Below are 16,520 nucleotides of genomic sequence, written 5' to 3'. Positions count from 1 at the left end.
CGGTTAGTGTCGGGAAAGACGGTACGGAGAGCGAAGGGCTGCCATGACCGACATGCACATCCCCAAGAAGTCGCTCCGGGCGATTGACGCGCGCGGTGGCGACTCCATTGGCAACCTCGACGACTCGGTCTACAACCGGTTGCTCAAGGAACGCATCATCTTCCTGGGCAGTGAGGTGACCGACCAGGTCGCCAACCGCATCTGCGCGCAGCTGCTGCTGCTCGCCGCGGAGGACCCGGACCGCGACATCAACCTGTGGATCAACTCGCCGGGTGGCTCGGTCTACTCGGGCATGGCGATCTACGACACCATGCAGTTCATCGACAACGACGTGTCGACAGTGGCGATGGGCATGGCTGCCTCGATGGGTCAGCTGCTGCTCTGCGCGGGCACCAAGGGCAAGCGTTACGCCCTGCCGCACGCTCGGATCATGATGCACCAGCCATCCGGTGGTCTGGGCGGCACGGCGTCCGACATCGCCATCCAGGCGGAGCAGATGCTCTACACGAAGCGGATGTTCCAGGAGCGCGTCGCGCACCACACCGGCCAGAGCCAGTCGCAGATCGAGGCGGACTCGGACCGGGACCGTTGGTTCACCGCCCAGGAGGCCATGGACTACGGCTTCATCGACAAGGTGATCATCGGGGCCGCTCAGGTTCCGGATGGCGCCGGGACCCTGAGCTGAGGAGCTGACGATGACCGATCTGAGCTTGCCGCCCCAGTTCGCGGCCGTGCACAACCGCTACGTGCTGCCGTCGTTCGTCGAGCGCACGTCGTACGGGGTCAAGGAGTCGAACCCGTACAACAAGCTCTTCGAGGACCGGATCATCTTCCTCGGTGTCCAGGTGGACGACGCGTCGGCCAACGACGTGATGGCCCAGCTGCTGACGCTTGAGGGCACCGACCCGGACCGCGACATCATCATGTACATCAACTCGCCGGGTGGCTCGTTCACCGCGATGACGGCGATCTACGACACCATGCAGTACGTCCGTCCGGACATCCAGACGGTCTGCCTCGGGCAGGCCGCCAGCGCGGCGGCGGTGCTGCTGTCGGCGGGCACCGCGGGTAAGCGGATGGCTCTTCCGAACTCGCGGATCATCATCCACCAGCCGGCCACCGAGGGCGGCTACGGGCAGGGCTCGGACATCGAGATCCAGGCCCGGGAGATCCTGCGGATGCGGACGCAGCTGGAGGACATGCTCTCCCGGCACTGCAACCGCCCGATCGAGCAGGTTCGCAAGGACATCGACCGTGACAAGATCATGACGGCCGAGGAGTCCAAGGAGTACGGGCTGGTCGACACGATCCTGACCAGCCGCAAGAAGGGTCTGCTGGCGACCCACTCCGCCAGCTGAGCAATACCGGGTCAGAGGTTGGCCGGGGCACCCGTTCCCGGCCGACCTCTGACACACCCGTTTTGGGGGTCGGAGAATGCCCCGCCAGCGGGTAACGTCGGGTCCGTACCGCTTCGCCGGTTGAGCCGGTGGGGTGAAACAAGCCGGGCGGCGCGCAGCGCCCGCAGGTCAGGGCCGGGTCTCCGGCCGATGAGTGCAGGGAGAACGTAGGTGGCACGGATCGGTGACGGCGGCGACCTACTGAAATGCTCCTTCTGCGGTAAGTCGCAGAAGCAGGTCAAGAAACTCATCGCGGGCCCAGGGGTCTACATCTGCGACGAGTGCATCGATCTCTGCAACGAGATCATCGAAGAGGAGCTGGCCGAGTCCGGCGAGGTGAAGTGGGAAGAGCTTCCCAAGCCGATGGAGATCTGCCAGTTCCTCGACAACTACGTCGTGGGGCAGGACCAGGCCAAGAAGGCGCTCGCCGTCGCGGTCTACAACCACTACAAGCGGATCCAGGCAGAGGCGGCCAACGCGCCGGGCTCCGGCAGTGACGCCGTCGAGCTGGCCAAGTCCAACATCCTGCTGCTCGGCCCGACGGGTTGCGGCAAGACCCACCTCGCACAGACCCTCGCCCGGATGTTGAACGTGCCGTTCGCCATCGCCGACGCCACCGCGCTCACCGAGGCGGGCTACGTCGGCGAGGACGTGGAGAACATCCTCCTCAAGCTGATCCAGGCCGCCGACTACGACATCAAGCGCGCCGAGACCGGCATCATCTACATCGACGAGGTCGACAAGATCGCCCGCAAGTCGGAGAATCCGTCGATCACGCGGGACGTCTCCGGCGAGGGCGTGCAGCAGGCCCTGCTCAAGATGCTCGAAGGCACGGTGGCCAACGTGCCGCCGCAGGGCGGGCGCAAGCACCCGCACCAGGAGTTCATCCAGATCGACACCACGAACGTGCTGTTCATCTGTGGTGGCGCCTTCGCCGGTCTCGACCAGATCATCGAGTCCCGCACCGGTCAGGGGGGCACCGGCTTCGGGGCCCGGCTCCGGTCGGTTTCGGACCGGTCGACAGATGACATCTTCAGCCAGGTCATGCCGGAAGACATGCTCAAGTTCGGGCTCATCCCTGAGTTCGTCGGCCGACTGCCGGTGATCACCAACGTGCGCAGCCTGGACCGGAGCGCCCTCGTGCGCATCCTCACCGAGCCCCGCAACGCTCTGGTCCGCCAGTACCAGCGCCTGTTCGAGCTGGACGGCGTCGAGTTGGAGTTCGACGAGCCGGCGCTGGAGGCGATCGCCGATCAGGCCATGCTGCGCGGCACCGGGGCCCGTGGCCTGCGCGCCATCATCGAGGAGGTCCTGCTCTCCGCGATGTACGAGGTGCCGAGCAACCCCGACGCCGCCCGGGTGCTGATCACCCGCGAGGTCGTCCTGGAGAACGTCAACCCGACAATCGTTCCGCGCGAGTTCACCGGGCGTCGGGCCCGGCGGGACCGCGAGGAGAAGTCGGCCTGATCCTCCCCGCGTCACGCCGGCCGTTCGCTACTGACGCGGCCGGCGTGACCGTGTCCGGCGGTCCCACTCGCCCGACGGGGTGACAGTCACCATCATCAGCCGGGCCCGCTCCGCGGCGTCGTTGCGGTAGCCGTGCTCCCGGTCGGCGTGGAACTCGATCGTGTCACCGGCCCGGACGGCGTGGTCCTGCCCGTCGACGTTGACGATCACCGTGCCGGTGAGGACGTGCAGCACCTCGCGGGTGCCGCGGGGGTGGTCGGCGGAGCGGTGCCCTTCGCCGGGCTCCAGCCGCCAGTCCCAGAGCTCGACCAGGTCGGGCTCGCCCAGCCCGCTCAGCAGGTGGCCGGTGCCGCCGTGTTCGCCCTGCCAGAGCACTGGCGCCTCGGCGGTGGAGCTGATCCGCACCGTCCGCTCCTCGTCGGGCTCCACGAGACGGGCGATGTTGACGCCGAACGCGTCGGCGACCCGGCACAACGTGCCGACGCTGGGGTTGGTGCGCGCGCTCTCGATCTGCACGAGCATCGCCTTGCTCACCCCGGAGCGGCCGGCCAGCTCCTCGAAGGACCAGCCCCGGGCGGCGCGCAGTTCCCGTACCTGCCGGGCCACGGCGGCGGTCACCGCGCCCACCCGGCCACCTGTGTCGGTCATCAAACTATCCTTCGCGGTCACTATTGTGGTACGACAGTGGCATGCTACCCATTCTCCTGGCAGCGGTGTCCGCGATCGCGTTCGGCACCGCCGACTTCTCCGGCGGCAAGGCGTCCCGCTGGGCGGACCCGATCGCGGTGACAGTGGTCTCCCAACTGCTGAGCGTCCCCCTGCTGGTAGCTCTGGTGCTGGTGGTACCCGGGACACCTACCGTCGCCGACATCGCCTGGGGGCTGCTCGCCGGCGTGGCCGGCGCCGGCGGCGTCATGCTGCTCTACCGGGCCCTCGCCGGCGGAATGATGGCCGTGGTGGCGCCGGTCACCGCGATCACCGCCGCGGTGGTGCCGATCGTCGCCGGCCTGTTCACGTCGAGCTTCCCCGGCGCGCTGGCGCTCACCGGCGCCGGCCTGGCGGTGGTGGCGATCGCCCTGGTCAGTCTGGGCGAGGGGGGCAGCGGTTCCGGCGCTCCCGCCCGGCTGGTCGGCCTGGCCCTCGCCGCCGGCGCGCTCTTCGGCGTCTTCTTCACGCTGCTTGGCCAGGCCGGCGAGAGCGCCGGCATGTGGCCGGTGGCGGCGGTCCGAGCCAGTTCGATCGCGTTCGGCCTCATCCTCGCCGCCGGCACCGGGGTGCGGCTTCGGCTCGACCGGCGGGTGCTGGGTTGGGCGGCCGTCGCCGGTCTGCTCGACAGCGCCGCCAACGCGCTCTTCATGGCCGCCGCCGCGCGGGGTCACCTCAGCATCGTGGCGGCGGTCGCCGCGCTCTACCCCGCCAGCACGGTGCTGCTCGCGCTCGCCGTCGACAGGGAACGGCTGCGGCCGGTCCAGATCGCCGGCCTCGGGTTCGCCGCGGGGGCGCTGGTGCTCGCGAGCATCTGACGCTGTCCGCGCCGGCCGTCCCGGCCGTACTCTGGGGCCATGCGCGTCGCCGTCTGCCAGCTCAACGCCCGGGATGACCGCAAGGCCAACCTGGCCGCCGCCGAGGTGCTGCTGGAACGCGCCGCCGACGGCGGCGCGGACCTCGCGATCCTTCCGGAGTACGTCGACTATCTCGGCCCCGCGGCCGGTCTGCCCGAACCGGAGCCGGTCGACGGTGAGGTGGGCAGCTTCTTCGCCGGTGTCGCCCGGCGGCTGGGCATGTGGGTGGTGGCCGGGTCGTTCCACGAGGCCGGCCCGGACCGGGAGCACACCTGGAACACGTCGCTGGTCTTCGACCGCGCCGGCAGCCTGGCCGCGACCTACCGCAAGATCCATCTGTACGACGTGGAGATCCCGGGCCGGGTCTCCTACCGGGAGTCGGCGAGCGTCGCGCCCGGCGACCAACCCGTCGTCGTGGACGTGGAGGGTCTCCGGGTCGGGCTGTCGATCTGCTACGACCTGCGCTTCCCGGAGCTGTACCGGCAACTCGCCACCGAGGGCGGCGCCCACCTGCTGGTGGTTCCGGCGGCGTTCATGCTGCACACCGGGCGGGACCACTGGGAGGTCCTGCTGCGGGCCCGGGCCATCGAGAACCAGTGCTTCGTGGCGGCGGCCGGTCAGACGGGCGACCACGAGCCCGGCCGCACGTGCTTCGGCCGCAGCATGGTGGTCGACCCGTGGGGGACGGTCCTCACGCAACTGCCGGACGGCTCCGGGGTGGCCGTCGCCGACCTGGACCTCGACCGCCTCGCCGCGATCCGGGCCGAGCTGCCCAGCCTGGCCAACCGCCGGCTCTGAGCGCTCACCCCTCCAGCAGGACGCCGATCGTCGCGAGGCCGGCGATCACCACGGCGGTGACCAGCAGGGCGGTGGTCATCCGGGATCTGCCCCGGCGGGCCAGCCGTCCCACCGAGAGCACCAGGACGACAAGCACGACCGCGCCGATCACCAGCTGCCAGAACGGCAGGAGGACGCCGAGCAGCGCTTCCTCGGCAAACACCGTGGCGTCCAGCCCGGACTCATCCATGCCTGACACTCTGGCACGACGGCGCGCGCCGCGTCGCCGACCGCGGCGCAGACCGCGCCGATCCGCTCGACCGAACCAGTGATGAACCCTGATTTGCCTTCTCCGGGCGGTCCGCGTAACTTTCTCTCTGCACGGGGGAGGCCGGACGAACTGGCCGAGACCGGGCATCAGGCTCGTGGCGGGAACGCCGAGCGAGACTGAGGATCGGGCGGTGCGGAACACTCCGGAAACGGAGTTGCGAACGCGAAGCCGACCGGGTAGAGTTCTGGAGCCGGCAGGAGCCGGGCGGAGAGCCGCGAAGCGGTGATCGGCCGGTCTGCGGCTTCCCACGACAGCAACGACCGCCGGGTACGGCGTGCGTCATCGTGGGTCCGGACGAACCAGATTGATCGCCTCGGATACGAGGTTGACAATGAAAGTTCGACCAAGTAGGTTTGAGCGGTTGCCCCGAAACGGGGTTCCACGGATGTGGGGCTTCTGATCGGTGTGTGGTTGTTCTTTGAGAACTCAACAGGGTGCTTGTAAAGCCAGTGCCAATTATGATTTATACCCCGGACTGGTCAGGCTTTGGTTTGGCTGGTTGGGATTCCTTTGGCAACATTTGTTTGTTGTCAGGATGCTGTTCAACTATTTTTTGTTGGAGAGTTTGATCCTGGCTCAGGACGAACGCTGGCGGCGTGCTTAACACATGCAAGTCGAGCGGAAAGGCCCTTCGGGGTACTCGAGCGGCGAACGGGTGAGTAACACGTGAGCAACCTGCCCCAAGCTTTGGGATAACCCCGGGAAACCGGGGCTAATACCGAATATTACTTCTGGCCGCATGGCTGGGGGTGGAAAGTTTTTCGGCTTGGGATGGGCTCGCGGCCTATCAGCTTGTTGGTGGGGTGATGGCCTACCAAGGCGACGACGGGTAGCCGGCCTGAGAGGGCGACCGGCCACACTGGGACTGAGACACGGCCCAGACTCCTACGGGAGGCAGCAGTGGGGAATATTGCACAATGGGCGAAGCCTGATGCAGCGACGCCGCGTGAGGGATGACGGCCTTCGGGTTGTAAACCTCTTTCAGCAGGGACGAAGCGAGAGTGACGGTACCTGCAGAAGAAGCACCGGCCAACTACGTGCCAGCAGCCGCGGTAAGACGTAGGGTGCGAGCGTTGTCCGGATTTATTGGGCGTAAAGAGCTCGTAGGCGGCTTGTCGCGTCGACCGTGAAAACTTGGGGCTCAACCCCAAGCCTGCGGTCGATACGGGCAGGCTAGAGTTCGGTAGGGGAGACTGGAATTCCTGGTGTAGCGGTGAAATGCGCAGATATCAGGAGGAACACCGGTGGCGAAGGCGGGTCTCTGGGCCGATACTGACGCTGAGGAGCGAAAGCGTGGGGAGCGAACAGGATTAGATACCCTGGTAGTCCACGCTGTAAACGTTGGGCGCTAGGTGTGGGGGGCCTCTCCGGTTCCCTGTGCCGCAGCTAACGCATTAAGCGCCCCGCCTGGGGAGTACGGCCGCAAGGCTAAAACTCAAAGGAATTGACGGGGGCCCGCACAAGCGGCGGAGCATGCGGATTAATTCGATGCAACGCGAAGAACCTTACCTGGGTTTGACATGGCCGCAAAACCTCCAGAGATGGGGGGTCCTTCGGGGGCGGTCACAGGTGGTGCATGGCTGTCGTCAGCTCGTGTCGTGAGATGTTGGGTTAAGTCCCGCAACGAGCGCAACCCTCGTTCGATGTTGCCAGCGCGTTATGGCGGGGACTCATCGAAGACTGCCGGGGTCAACTCGGAGGAAGGTGGGGATGACGTCAAGTCATCATGCCCCTTATGTCCAGGGCTTCACGCATGCTACAATGGCCGGTACAATGGGCTGCGATACCGTGAGGTGGAGCGAATCCCAAAAAGCCGGTCTCAGTTCGGATCGGGGTCTGCAACTCGACCCCGTGAAGTCGGAGTCGCTAGTAATCGCAGATCAGCAACGCTGCGGTGAATACGTTCCCGGGCCTTGTACACACCGCCCGTCACGTCACGAAAGTCGGCAACACCCGAAGCCGGTGGCCCAACCCTTGTGGAGGGAGCCGTCGAAGGTGGGGCTGGCGATTGGGACGAAGTCGTAACAAGGTAGCCGTACCGGAAGGTGCGGCTGGATCACCTCCTTTCTAAGGAGCACCTTCCGACGAAAGTCGGTAAGGAGCCCGCGCTGCCCGAATGTGGTGGTGGGGTGCTCGAATGGCGGAGACACTGGCAAGTTTTGCCCTGGCAACGGCCGGCGGCGCCTAGTACAGCCACTCCTTCGGGTGTGGTGGGAACGGTGGCTTCTGGTGCGGCTGGGGGAGGATGTAAGCACCCTGTTGGGTCCTGAAGGAACAACCGTTGGTTGTTTTTTCGGAGACTTGGCCGGCCCTCCCGTTGTGGGGGGCTGGGAGTCTGCCAGGCATGGCCTGGCCCCACATACCGCCAACTGCGTGTTGGGTTTGGTGTGGGGCGGATCGGGTTGTGGGTTGGTCGTTTGTTGAGAATTGCACAGTGGACGCGAGCATCTTTGTGGTCAAGTTGTCAAGGGCGAACGGTGAATGCCTTGGCACCAGGAGCCGATGAAGGACGTGGGAGGCCGCGATAGGCCTGGGGGAGCTGTCAACCAAGCTGTGATCCCAGGGTGTCCGAATGGGGAAACCTGGCACCAGTCATGTGGTGTCACCCACACCTGAACACATAGGGTGTGTGGAGGGAACGCGGGGAAGTGAAACATCTCAGTACCCGTAGGAAGAGAAAACAAATAGTGATTCCGTGAGTAGTGGCGAGCGAAAGCGGATTGAGGCTAAACCGGCTGCGTGTGATACCTGTCAGGGGTTGCGTGGTCGGGGTTGTGGGACCCCGCTAAACAAGCTGACACTTGTTTGAGGAGTTACAAAGTCAGTGGCTAGTCGAACAGTCTGGAATGGCTGACCGTAGACGGTGAAAGTCCGGTAGGTGAAAGTTGCTGACCTTCTGTGGGTGTTCCCGAGTAGCGGCGGACCCCTGAAATCTGCCGTGAATCTGCCAGGACCACCTGGTAAGCCTAAATACTTCCTGGTGACCGATAGCGGACAAGTACCGTGAGGGAATGGTGAAAAGTACCCCGGGAGGGGAGTGAAATAGTACCTGAAACCGTTCGCCTACAATCCGTCGGAGCCTTGCGGGGTGACGGCGTGCCTTTTGAAGAATGAGCCTGCGAGTTAGTGGCATGTGGCGAGGTTAACCCGTGTGGGGGAGCCGTAGCGAAAGCGAGTCTGAATAGGGCGATTCAGTCGCGTGTCCTAGACCCGAAGCGGAGTGATCTAGCCATGGGCAGGCTGAAGCGCGGGTAAGACCGCGTGGAGGGCCGAACCCACCAATGTTGAAAAATTGGGGGATGACCTGTGGTTAGGGGTGAAAGGCCAATCAAACTCCGTGATAGCTGGTTCTCCCCGAAATGCATTTAGGTGCAGCGTCGCGTGTTTCTTGCCGGAGGTAGAGCACTGGATGGTCTAGGGGGCCCACAAGCTTACCGAAATCAGCCAAACTCCGAATGCCGGTAAGTGAGAGCGCGGCAGTGAGACTGCGGGGGATAAGCTTCGTAGTCGAGAGGGAAACAGCCCAGATCACCAGCTAAGGCCCCTAAGCGTGTGCTAAGTGGAAAAGGATGTGGGGTCGCATAGACAACCAGGAGGTTGGCTTAGAAGCAGCCACCCTTTAAAGAGTGCGTAATAGCTCACTGGTCAAGTGGTTCCGCGCCGACAATGTAGCGGGGCTCAAGCACACCGCCGAAGCTGTGGCATTCACATTTTAACCTCGCTTGGACTTGATTCCTTGTGCAGGTGTGTGGATGGGTAGGGGAGCGTCGTGCCGCGAGTGAAGCAGCGGGGTGACCCAGTTGTGGACGCGGCACGAGTGAGAATGCAGGCATGAGTAGCGAAAGAAGGGTGAGAAACCCTTCCGCCGGATGACCAAGGGTTCCAGGGCCAGGCTAATCCGCCCTGGGTGAGTCGGGACCTAAGGCGAGGCCGAGAGGCGTAGTCGATGGACAACGGGTTGATATTCCCGTACCCGCGAAAGAGCGTCCCTGATGAACCTCGTTGTGCTAACCACCCGAACTGCCTGATGTCTTCGGACGGATGGTGGGGAGCGTGGGAACCTGATGGGTAGTAGTCAAGCGATGGGGTGACGCAGGAAGGTAGCTGAGCCCGGCCGGTGGTTGTGCCGGGGTAAGCGTGTAGGCCGTGTCGTAGGCAAATCCGCGACGCATGAAGGCTGAGACGTGATGCCGAGCCGATTCAGGTGAAGTCAGTGATCCTATGCTGCCGAGAAAAGCCTCTAGCGAGTTCTTAGCGGCCCGTACCCCAAACCGACACAGGTGGTCAGGTAGAGAATACCGAGGCGATCGGGCGAACTGTGGTTAAGGAACTCGGCAAATTGCCCCCGTAACTTAGGGAGAAGGGGGGCCGGAGACGTGAAGCCCCGCGCGGGTGGAGCGTTGTATGGCCGCAGAGAGCAGGGGGAAGCGACTGTTTACTAAAAACACAGGTCCATGCGAAGAAGTAATTCGATGTATATGGACTGACGCCTGCCCGGTGCTGGAACGTTAAGGGGACCTGTTAGCTCTTCGGGGCGAAGCGGAGAACTTAAGCGCCAGTAAACGGCGGTGGTAACTATAACCATCCTAAGGTAGCGAAATTCCTTGTCGGGTAAGTTCCGACCTGCACGAATGGCGTAACGACTTCCCCACTGTCTCAACCACAGGCCCGGCGAAATTGCAGTACGAGTAAAGATGCTCGTTACGCGCGGCAGGACGGAAAGACCCCGGGACCTTTACTATAGCTTGACATTGGTACTCGAATTAGCTTGTGTAGGATAGGTGGGAGCCGGTGAAGTCCATACGCCAGTATGGGTGGAGGCAATCTTGAAATACCACTCTGGTTGATTTGGGTATCTAACTTCGGACCGTTATCCGGTTCAGGGACAGTGTCTGGTGGGTAGTTTAACTGGGGCGGTTGCCTCCTAAAGGGTAACGGAGGCGCCCAAAGGTTCCCTCAGCCTGGTTGGCAATCAGGTGTTGAGTGCAAGTACACAAGGGAGCTTGACTGTGAGACTGACAGGTCGAGCAGGGACGAAAGTCGGGACTAGTGATCCGGCACTTGCGAGTGGAAGCGGTGTCGCTCAACGGATAAAAGGTACCCCGGGGATAACAGGCTGATCTTCCCCAAGAGTCCATATCGACGGGATGGTTTGGCACCTCGATGTCGGCTCGTCGCATCCTGGGGCTGTAGCAGGTCCCAAGGGTTGGGCTGTTCGCCCATTAAAGCGGTACGCGAGCTGGGTTTAGAACGTCGTGAGACAGTTCGGTCCCTATCCGCCGTGCGCGCAGGATACCTGAGAAGGGCTGTCCCTAGTACGAGAGGACCGGGACGGACGTACCTCTGGTGTGCCAGTTGTCCCGCCATGGGCACGGCTGGTTAGCTACGTTCGGAAGGGATAACCGCTGAAAGCATCTAAGCGGGAAGCCTGCTTCAAGATGAGGTATCCCACCCACCTTGGTGGGGTAAGGCCCCCAGCTAGACGACTGGGTTGATAGGCCGGAAATGTAAGCCCGGTAACGGGTTCAGTTGACCGGTACTAATAGGCCGAGGACTTGACTACTAAGCTGCTACGCGTCCACTGTGCAACTCTGAACAAGCGAACACCCGTGACTGTGTGCCGGGGTTGTTTGATATGTTCATAGAGTTACGGCGGTCATGGCGGAGGGGAAACGCCCGGTTACATTCCGAACCCGGAAGCTAAGCCCTCCAGCGCCGATGGTACTGCACTCGTGAGGGTGTGGGAGAGTAGGACACCGCCGGACAATCTTTCAGAAAAGCCCACCCCGATCCGGGGTGGGCTTTTCTGCGTCCCCACACGGGCACCGATGCCGGCGGCCGGGTCTGACGGGCGCGGGTCAGCCGCGGGTCTGCATGTCCCCGCGAAGGTCGCGGAACAGGGCACCGGCGTCGGTCACCGACCTACCGGGGAACATCGCCATCACGACGCTGCCGTGGTCCGCCCAGCCGCACACCGCGAAGTCGCCACCGTCGCCGCTGGTGCTGCCGCACTTCATGACGCCACCCAGGTCGCCGGCGGGCACCTCGCGCAGGCCGGTCACCGCGCCGGTCTCGTCGGACATCAGGCCGAAGAGGCTGTCCAGGTCGCGCTCGGGCTGCCAGAGCAGCGTGGTGCCGCCGAAGATCAGCACCGAGCGCTTGTCATCGGCGGGATCGCGGTAGACGGTGCCGAAACTGCGGTCCAGCTCGATGTCGGCGGCCAGGCCGCTGCGCAGATAGTCCGCAGTGCTCTTGGCTCGCTCGCTGTCGTCCCGGGTCAACCCCGCCACCTGGTCGGGTGAACTCAGCCGGGTGTCCTTCTGCTGCGCCACGCGCCACCCGCCGACCCCCAGCACGCTCGCACCCGCGAGACCAACGACCAGCGCGACCGTCCAACCGATCTTGCGGCGCCGGGACCAGCCGCCGGACCCCTCGTCGGGGTCGCCCCCGGTGTCCCGGGTGCTCAGCTGGATCGGCTCCTCGGTCAGCTCGACCGGCTCGCGACTGTCGTCGAGCGAACGTTGGGTGAGATGTGCGTCGGACATAGCCGACACCGTACGCGAACGACAGGTGGCGCACGTCAGGTCCGCGGAAGCCCTCCGTAGACTTGTCAGGTGACCGAGAGACTGGATGCCCGACGCCCCGACGCCCCGACCCTCGCCGGCCAGTACCAGCCCGGTGAGGTAGAGCAGCGACGGTACGAGCAGTGGGTAGCCGCTGGGCACTTCCGGGCCTCCGCCGACAGCGACAAGCCCCCCTTCACCATCGTCATCCCGCCGCCGAACGTCACCGGCTCGCTGCACATGGGCCACGCGTTCGAGCACACGCTCATGGACGCGTTGACCCGGCGGAAGCGGATGCAGGGCTTCGAGGCGCTGTGGCTGCCCGGCATGGACCACGCCGGCATCGCCACCCAGAACCTGGTGGAGCGTCAGCTCGCCGCCGAGGGTCTCTCCCGACACGACCTCGGCCGGGAGAAGTTCGTCGAGCGGGTCTGGCAGTGGAAGGCCGAGTCCGGCGGCGCCATCCTCGGCCAGATGCGCCGCCTCGGCGACTCCGTCGACTGGGACCGTGAGCGCTTCACCATGGACGCGGGGCTGACCCGCGCCGTCCAGACCATCTTCAAGAAGCTCTTCGACGACGGCCTCATCTACCGGGCCAACCGGATCATCAACTGGTGCCCGCGCTGCCTCACCGCGCTCTCCGACATCGAGGTCGAGCACACCGACGACGACGGTGAGCTGATCTCCATCCGCTACAGCGACGAGGTCGTGGTGGCCACCACCCGGGCCGAGACGATGCTCGGCGACACCGCGGTCGCGGTGCACCCCGACGACGAGCGCTACCAGCACCTCATCGGCACGGAGGTCGAGCTGCCGCTCACCGGCAGGCGGATCCCGATCGTCGCCGACGCGCACGTCGACCCGAGCTTCGGCACCGGCATGGTCAAGGTGACGCCGGCGCACGACCCGAACGACTTCGAGATCGGCCAGCGCCACGACCTGCCCGCGCTCACCGTGATGGACGAGCGCGGCGTGATCACCGTGCCCGGCCCGTTCGAGGGCCTGGACCGGTTCGAGGCGCGGCCGGCGATCGTGGCCGCGCTGCGCGAGCAGGGCCGGATCGTCGCCGAGAAGCGCCCGTACGTGCACGCGGTCGGGCACTGCTCCCGCTGCAAGACGACAGTCGAGCCGCGGCTGTCGCTCCAGTGGTTCGTCAACACCGCTCCGCTCGCGCAGGCCGCCGGCGACGCGGTCCGCGACGGTCGGGTCCGCATCGAGCCGGCGGAGCTGGCCAAGCGCTACTTCGCCTGGGTCGACAACATGCACGACTGGTGCATCTCGCGCCAGCTGTGGTGGGGGCACCGCATCCCGGTCTGGTACGGCCCGGCGGGCGAGATCGTCTGCGTCGGCCCGGACGAGGAGGCGCCGACCGGCGAGGGCTGGCACCAGGACGAGGACGTCCTGGACACCTGGTTCTCCAGCGGCCTGTGGCCGTTCTCCACCCTCGGTTGGCCCGAGCAGACCCCGGACCTGGCGAAGTTCTACCCGACGAGCGTGCTGGTCACCGGGTACGACATCCTGTTCTTCTGGGTCGCCCGGATGATGATGTTCGGCCTCTACGCGATGGACGGCCGGCCGCCGTTCGACGTGGTCGCGCTGCACGGCATGGTGCGCGACCAGTTCGGCAAGAAGATGTCGAAGTCGTTCGGCAACGTGGTCGACCCGCTGGACTGGATCGACAGGTACGGCGCCGACGCCACCCGGTTCACCCTGGCGCGGGGCGCGAACCCCGGCCAGGACGTGCCGGTCAGCGAGGAGTGGTGCCAGGGCTCGCGCAACTTCTGCAACAAGCTCTGGAACGCCACCCGGTTCGCCCTGATGAACGGCGCGCACACCACTGGTGACCTGCCGCCCGTCGAGCAGCTCTCCACCGTCGACAGGTGGATCCTGTCCCGGCTGGCGCACGTCACCGCCGAGGTCGACGAGCAGTTCGAGGCGTACGAGTTCGCCAAGGTGTGCGACCTGCTCTACCACTTCGCCTGGGACGACGTCTGCGACTGGTACGTGGAGCTGAGCAAGCCGGTGCTCGCCGAGGGCGGCGAGCGGGCCGACGCCACCCGGCGGGTGCTCGGACACGTGCTCGACCAACTGTTGCGGCTGCTGCACCCGGTCATCCCGTTCGTCACCGAGGAGCTGTGGGTCGCGCTGACCGGCGGCGAGACGGTGCAGGCAGCGGCCTGGCCGGTGGCCGACCGGGCGCTCGTCGACGACGCCGCCGAGGCCGAGCTGGCCGGCGTGCAGCGGGTGGTCACCGAGATCCGCCGGTTCCGTTCCGACCAGGGGCTGCGTCCGACGCAGCGGGTGGCCGCCCGCCTGGACGGGCTGGCCGGCGCGGGTATCGCGGCCCACGAGCCGCTGATCCGTTCGCTGGTCCGGCTGGACCCGGCCGGTGACGACTTCCAGGCCAGCGCCACGCTGGCCATGCCCGGCGCGGTGGGTGTCGCGTTGGACACCCGGGGGTCGATCGACGTGGCCGCCGAGCGGGCCCGGCTGACGAAGGACCGCGCGGCGGCCGAGAAGGAGATCGCGCAGGCCCGGGCGAAGCTCGACAACCCTGCCTTCATCGGCAAGGCCCCCGAGCCGGTCGTCGCGAAGATCCGCGACCGGCTCGCCACCGCCGAGGCCGACCTGGTCCGGATCACCGCTGCTCTGGAGACACTGCCCTCGTGACCGACCGTACCGATTTCGCCGCCGCCGAGGCCGAGCTGAACGCCCGCGGGTTCACCCGCATGGTCTTCGAGCTGGACCGCATCGAGTCGCTGCTCGACCTGCTGGGCAGCCCGCAGCGGGCATACCCGGCGATCCACCTGACCGGCACCAACGGCAAGACCTCCACCGCACGGATGATCGACTCGCTGCTGCGGGCGTTCGGGCTGCACACCGGCCGGTACACGAGCCCGCACCTGGAGACCGTGCGGGAACGGATCAGCCTGGACGGCGAGCCGGTGAGCGAGGAGCGGTTCGCTGCGGTCTACCAGGAGATCAAGCCGCTTGCGGAGCTGGTCGACGCACGGTCGGACGAGCCGCTGACGTACTTCGACATGACCACCGCGCTGGCGTTCGCCACGTTCGCCGACGCGCCTGTCGACATCGCCGTGGTCGAGGTGGGGCTCGGCGGCGCCGAGGACGCCACGAACGTCATCCAGGCCGGGGTCTGCGTGATCACCCCGATCGGCCTCGACCACACCGAGTGGCTCGGCGACACCCTCCAGGACATCGCGCTGGCCAAGGCCGGCATCATCCACCCGGGCGCCACGGTGATCGCCGCGGCGCAGGAGGAGGAGGCCGCGCGTCCCCTCCTCGAACGCTGCGCCGAGGTGGGTGCCACCATCGCCCGCGAGGGCGGCGAGTTCGGGGTCCTGAGCCGGGCGGTCGCCGTCGGCGGGCAGGTGCTCAAACTGCAGGGCCTCGGGGGCGTCTACGACGACGTGTTCCTGCCGCTGCACGGCGCGCACCAGGCGCAGAACGCCGCGGTGGCGCTCGCCGCGGTGGAGGCGTTCCTCGGTGCCGGGGCCCGACGGCAGTTGGACGTCGAGGCCGTCCGGGAGGGCTTCGCCATGGCCAGCTCACCCGGCCGGCTCGAGCGGGTCCGCAATGCCCCGACCGTCCTGCTCGACGGCGCGCACAACCCGCACGGCATGGCCGCGACAGTCACCGCCCTCCAGGAGGAGTTCGCGTTCAGCAAGCTGGTGGCGCTTGTCGGCGTGCTCGCCGACAAGGACGCGAGCAGCCTGTTGGAGCTGTTGGAGCCGGTGGCCGACGTCGTGGTGGTGACCCGCAACAGCTCGCCGCGGGCGATGCCGACGAAGGAACTCGCCGCGCTGGCCGCCGAGATCTTCGGCGAGGAGCGCGTCGAGGTGGCCGAGGAGATGCCGGACGCGATCGAGCTGGCGGTCGCGCTGGCCGAGGAGGACGTCCCCGGTGAGCTCAGCGGCGTCGGGGTCCTGGTGACCGGTTCGGTGGTCACGGTGGCCGACGCCCGCCGGCTGTTCAAGCGATGACCGGCCCGGAGCAGGACCCGCACACCACGAGGGACCCCGCCGAGATCCCGGAGGGGGAGCCGGGCGCCGGCCCGGCGCGGCGGTCCGGGCTGCGCAACCCCGAGCGGGCGGTACGCGGGCTGGGCGCGGGGACGCTCAGCCTGGAGGCGCTCGTGCTGCTGCTGGCCATCCAGCCGATCCGGGTGGTCGGTGGCGACCTCGGCGGGGCCGCGATCGCTGCGGTGGTGGCCCTGGCGGTGGCCGCCATCCTGCTCGCCGGCATGATGCGCCGCCCCTGGGCCTGGAACGCCGGCACCGTGCTGCAGGGCCTGCTGATCCTGGCCGGTCTGCTGCACTGGTCGCTGCTCGTGCTCGGCATCATCTTCGCCCTGGTCTGGGCGTACGCCCTGCACGTCCGCCGGGTCATCCTCGGCTGACGCCCA

Annotated in this window: 11 protein-coding genes and 3 rRNA genes; 11 read left to right on the top strand and 3 right to left on the bottom strand. The window is 66.2% G+C overall.

Features of this window, described 5'->3' with window-relative positions:
* The first annotated feature begins 43 nt into the window (after window positions 1–43).
* From MILUP08_RS27930 to clpX, 3 genes are all read left to right on the top strand, one after another.
* Window positions 44–685 (top strand): ATP-dependent Clp protease proteolytic subunit, encoded by a 642-nt coding sequence (locus MILUP08_RS27930; RefSeq protein ID WP_007464111.1) that lies wholly within the window; start codon window positions 44–46, stop codon window positions 683–685.
* A gap of 10 nt (window positions 686–695) precedes the next feature.
* Window positions 696–1,358: an ATP-dependent Clp protease proteolytic subunit gene (locus MILUP08_RS27925; RefSeq protein ID WP_007464109.1), complete on the top strand. Its 663-nt coding sequence runs from the start codon at window positions 696–698 to the stop codon at window positions 1,356–1,358.
* Between the two features lie 210 nt (window positions 1,359–1,568).
* Window positions 1,569–2,864: an ATP-dependent Clp protease ATP-binding subunit ClpX gene (gene clpX, locus MILUP08_RS27920; protein ID WP_007464107.1), complete on the top strand. Its 1,296-nt coding sequence runs from the start codon at window positions 1,569–1,571 to the stop codon at window positions 2,862–2,864.
* A gap of 27 nt (window positions 2,865–2,891) precedes the next feature.
* On the opposite strand, the gene MILUP08_RS27915 is transcribed toward clpX, so the two are convergent.
* Window positions 2,892–3,512, bottom strand: a complete 621-nt coding sequence (locus MILUP08_RS27915) for a helix-turn-helix domain-containing protein (RefSeq protein WP_007464105.1) — start codon at window positions 3,510–3,512, stop codon at window positions 2,892–2,894.
* Window positions 3,513–3,553: 41 nt separating this feature from the next.
* On the opposite strand from MILUP08_RS27915, the gene MILUP08_RS27910 reads away from it, so the two are divergent.
* Both MILUP08_RS27910 and MILUP08_RS27905 read left to right on the top strand, forming a co-directional pair.
* Window positions 3,554–4,387, top strand: a complete 834-nt coding sequence (locus MILUP08_RS27910) for a DMT family transporter (protein WP_007464103.1) — start codon at window positions 3,554–3,556, stop codon at window positions 4,385–4,387.
* Between the two features lie 39 nt (window positions 4,388–4,426).
* A complete protein-coding gene (locus MILUP08_RS27905) occupies window positions 4,427–5,224 on the top strand; it encodes a carbon-nitrogen hydrolase family protein (RefSeq protein ID WP_007464101.1) in 798 nt (265 codons plus the stop codon).
* Window positions 5,225–5,228: 4 nt separating this feature from the next.
* On the opposite strand, the gene MILUP08_RS27900 is transcribed toward MILUP08_RS27905, so the two are convergent.
* Window positions 5,229–5,453 carry a hypothetical protein gene (locus tag MILUP08_RS27900; protein WP_007464098.1) on the bottom strand — a complete coding sequence of 75 codons (225 nt, stop codon included), beginning with the start codon at window positions 5,451–5,453 and terminating at the stop codon, window positions 5,229–5,231.
* Window positions 5,454–6,087: 634 nt separating this feature from the next.
* Here MILUP08_RS27900 and MILUP08_RS27895 point away from each other — a divergent pair.
* The 3 genes from MILUP08_RS27895 to rrf all read left to right on the top strand — a co-directional run bounded on the left by MILUP08_RS27895 (window position 6,088) and on the right by rrf (window position 11,299).
* Window positions 6,088–7,601 (top strand): 16S ribosomal RNA (locus MILUP08_RS27895).
* Between the two features lie 387 nt (window positions 7,602–7,988).
* Window positions 7,989–11,097: ribosomal RNA gene (locus tag MILUP08_RS27890) — 23S ribosomal RNA — on the top strand.
* Between the two features lie 85 nt (window positions 11,098–11,182).
* Window positions 11,183–11,299, top strand: a 5S ribosomal RNA gene (gene rrf, locus MILUP08_RS27885).
* Together the 16S, 23S and 5S rRNA genes form the textbook arrangement of a ribosomal RNA operon.
* Before the next feature lie 93 nt (window positions 11,300–11,392).
* Here rrf and MILUP08_RS27880 read toward each other — a convergent pair.
* Window positions 11,393–12,079, bottom strand: coding sequence for a hypothetical protein (locus MILUP08_RS27880; protein ID WP_007464096.1), 687 nt, complete (start codon window positions 12,077–12,079; stop codon window positions 11,393–11,395).
* Between the two features lie 69 nt (window positions 12,080–12,148).
* On the opposite strand from MILUP08_RS27880, the gene MILUP08_RS27875 reads away from it, so the two are divergent.
* Genes MILUP08_RS27875 through MILUP08_RS27865 form a run of 3 tightly spaced genes read left to right on the top strand, consistent with a single transcriptional unit; the run spans window position 12,149 to window position 16,514 of the window.
* Window positions 12,149–14,767, top strand: coding sequence for a valine--tRNA ligase (locus MILUP08_RS27875; RefSeq protein WP_007464094.1), 2,619 nt, complete (start codon window positions 12,149–12,151; stop codon window positions 14,765–14,767).
* A complete protein-coding gene (locus tag MILUP08_RS27870; RefSeq protein WP_007464092.1) occupies window positions 14,764–16,098 on the top strand; it encodes a bifunctional folylpolyglutamate synthase/dihydrofolate synthase in 1,335 nt (444 codons plus the stop codon). Before MILUP08_RS27875 ends, MILUP08_RS27870 begins: the two co-directional genes overlap by 4 nt.
* Window positions 16,095–16,514, top strand: a complete 420-nt coding sequence (locus tag MILUP08_RS27865; protein WP_007464090.1) for a DUF4233 domain-containing protein — start codon at window positions 16,095–16,097, stop codon at window positions 16,512–16,514. The genes MILUP08_RS27870 and MILUP08_RS27865 overlap by 4 nt, the downstream gene beginning before the upstream one ends.
* The last annotated feature ends 6 nt before the right edge of the window (window positions 16,515–16,520 follow it).

It is taken from the genome of Micromonospora lupini str. Lupac 08, assembly GCF_000297395.2.
In the GTDB taxonomy this organism is placed as follows: Bacteria; Actinomycetota; Actinomycetes; order Mycobacteriales; family Micromonosporaceae; genus Micromonospora; species Micromonospora lupini.
Note: the sequence above shows the minus strand (reverse complement) of the source record. Positions and strands in the feature narration are given on the sequence as shown.

Bases quoted from the DNA above. Each gene is read 5' to 3' on its own strand.
- MILUP08_RS27930 (WP_007464111.1), top strand. From the start codon at position 44: ATGACCGACATGCACATCCCCAAGAAGTCGCTCCGGGCGATTGACGCG.
- MILUP08_RS27925 (WP_007464109.1), top strand. From the start codon at position 696: ATGACCGATCTGAGCTTGCCGCCCCAGTTCGCGGCCGTGCACAACCGC.
- MILUP08_RS27915 (WP_007464105.1), bottom strand. From the start codon at position 3,512: ATGACCGACACAGGTGGCCGGGTGGGCGCGGTGACCGCCGCCGTGGCC.
- MILUP08_RS27910 (WP_007464103.1), top strand. From the start codon at position 3,554: ATGCTACCCATTCTCCTGGCAGCGGTGTCCGCGATCGCGTTCGGCACC.
- MILUP08_RS27905 (WP_007464101.1), top strand. From the start codon at position 4,427: ATGCGCGTCGCCGTCTGCCAGCTCAACGCCCGGGATGACCGCAAGGCC.
- MILUP08_RS27900 (WP_007464098.1), bottom strand. From the start codon at position 5,453: ATGGATGAGTCCGGGCTGGACGCCACGGTGTTTGCCGAGGAAGCGCTG.
- MILUP08_RS27880 (WP_007464096.1), bottom strand. From the start codon at position 12,079: ATGTCCGACGCACATCTCACCCAACGTTCGCTCGACGACAGTCGCGAG.
- MILUP08_RS27865 (WP_007464090.1), top strand. From the start codon at position 16,095: ATGACCGGCCCGGAGCAGGACCCGCACACCACGAGGGACCCCGCCGAG.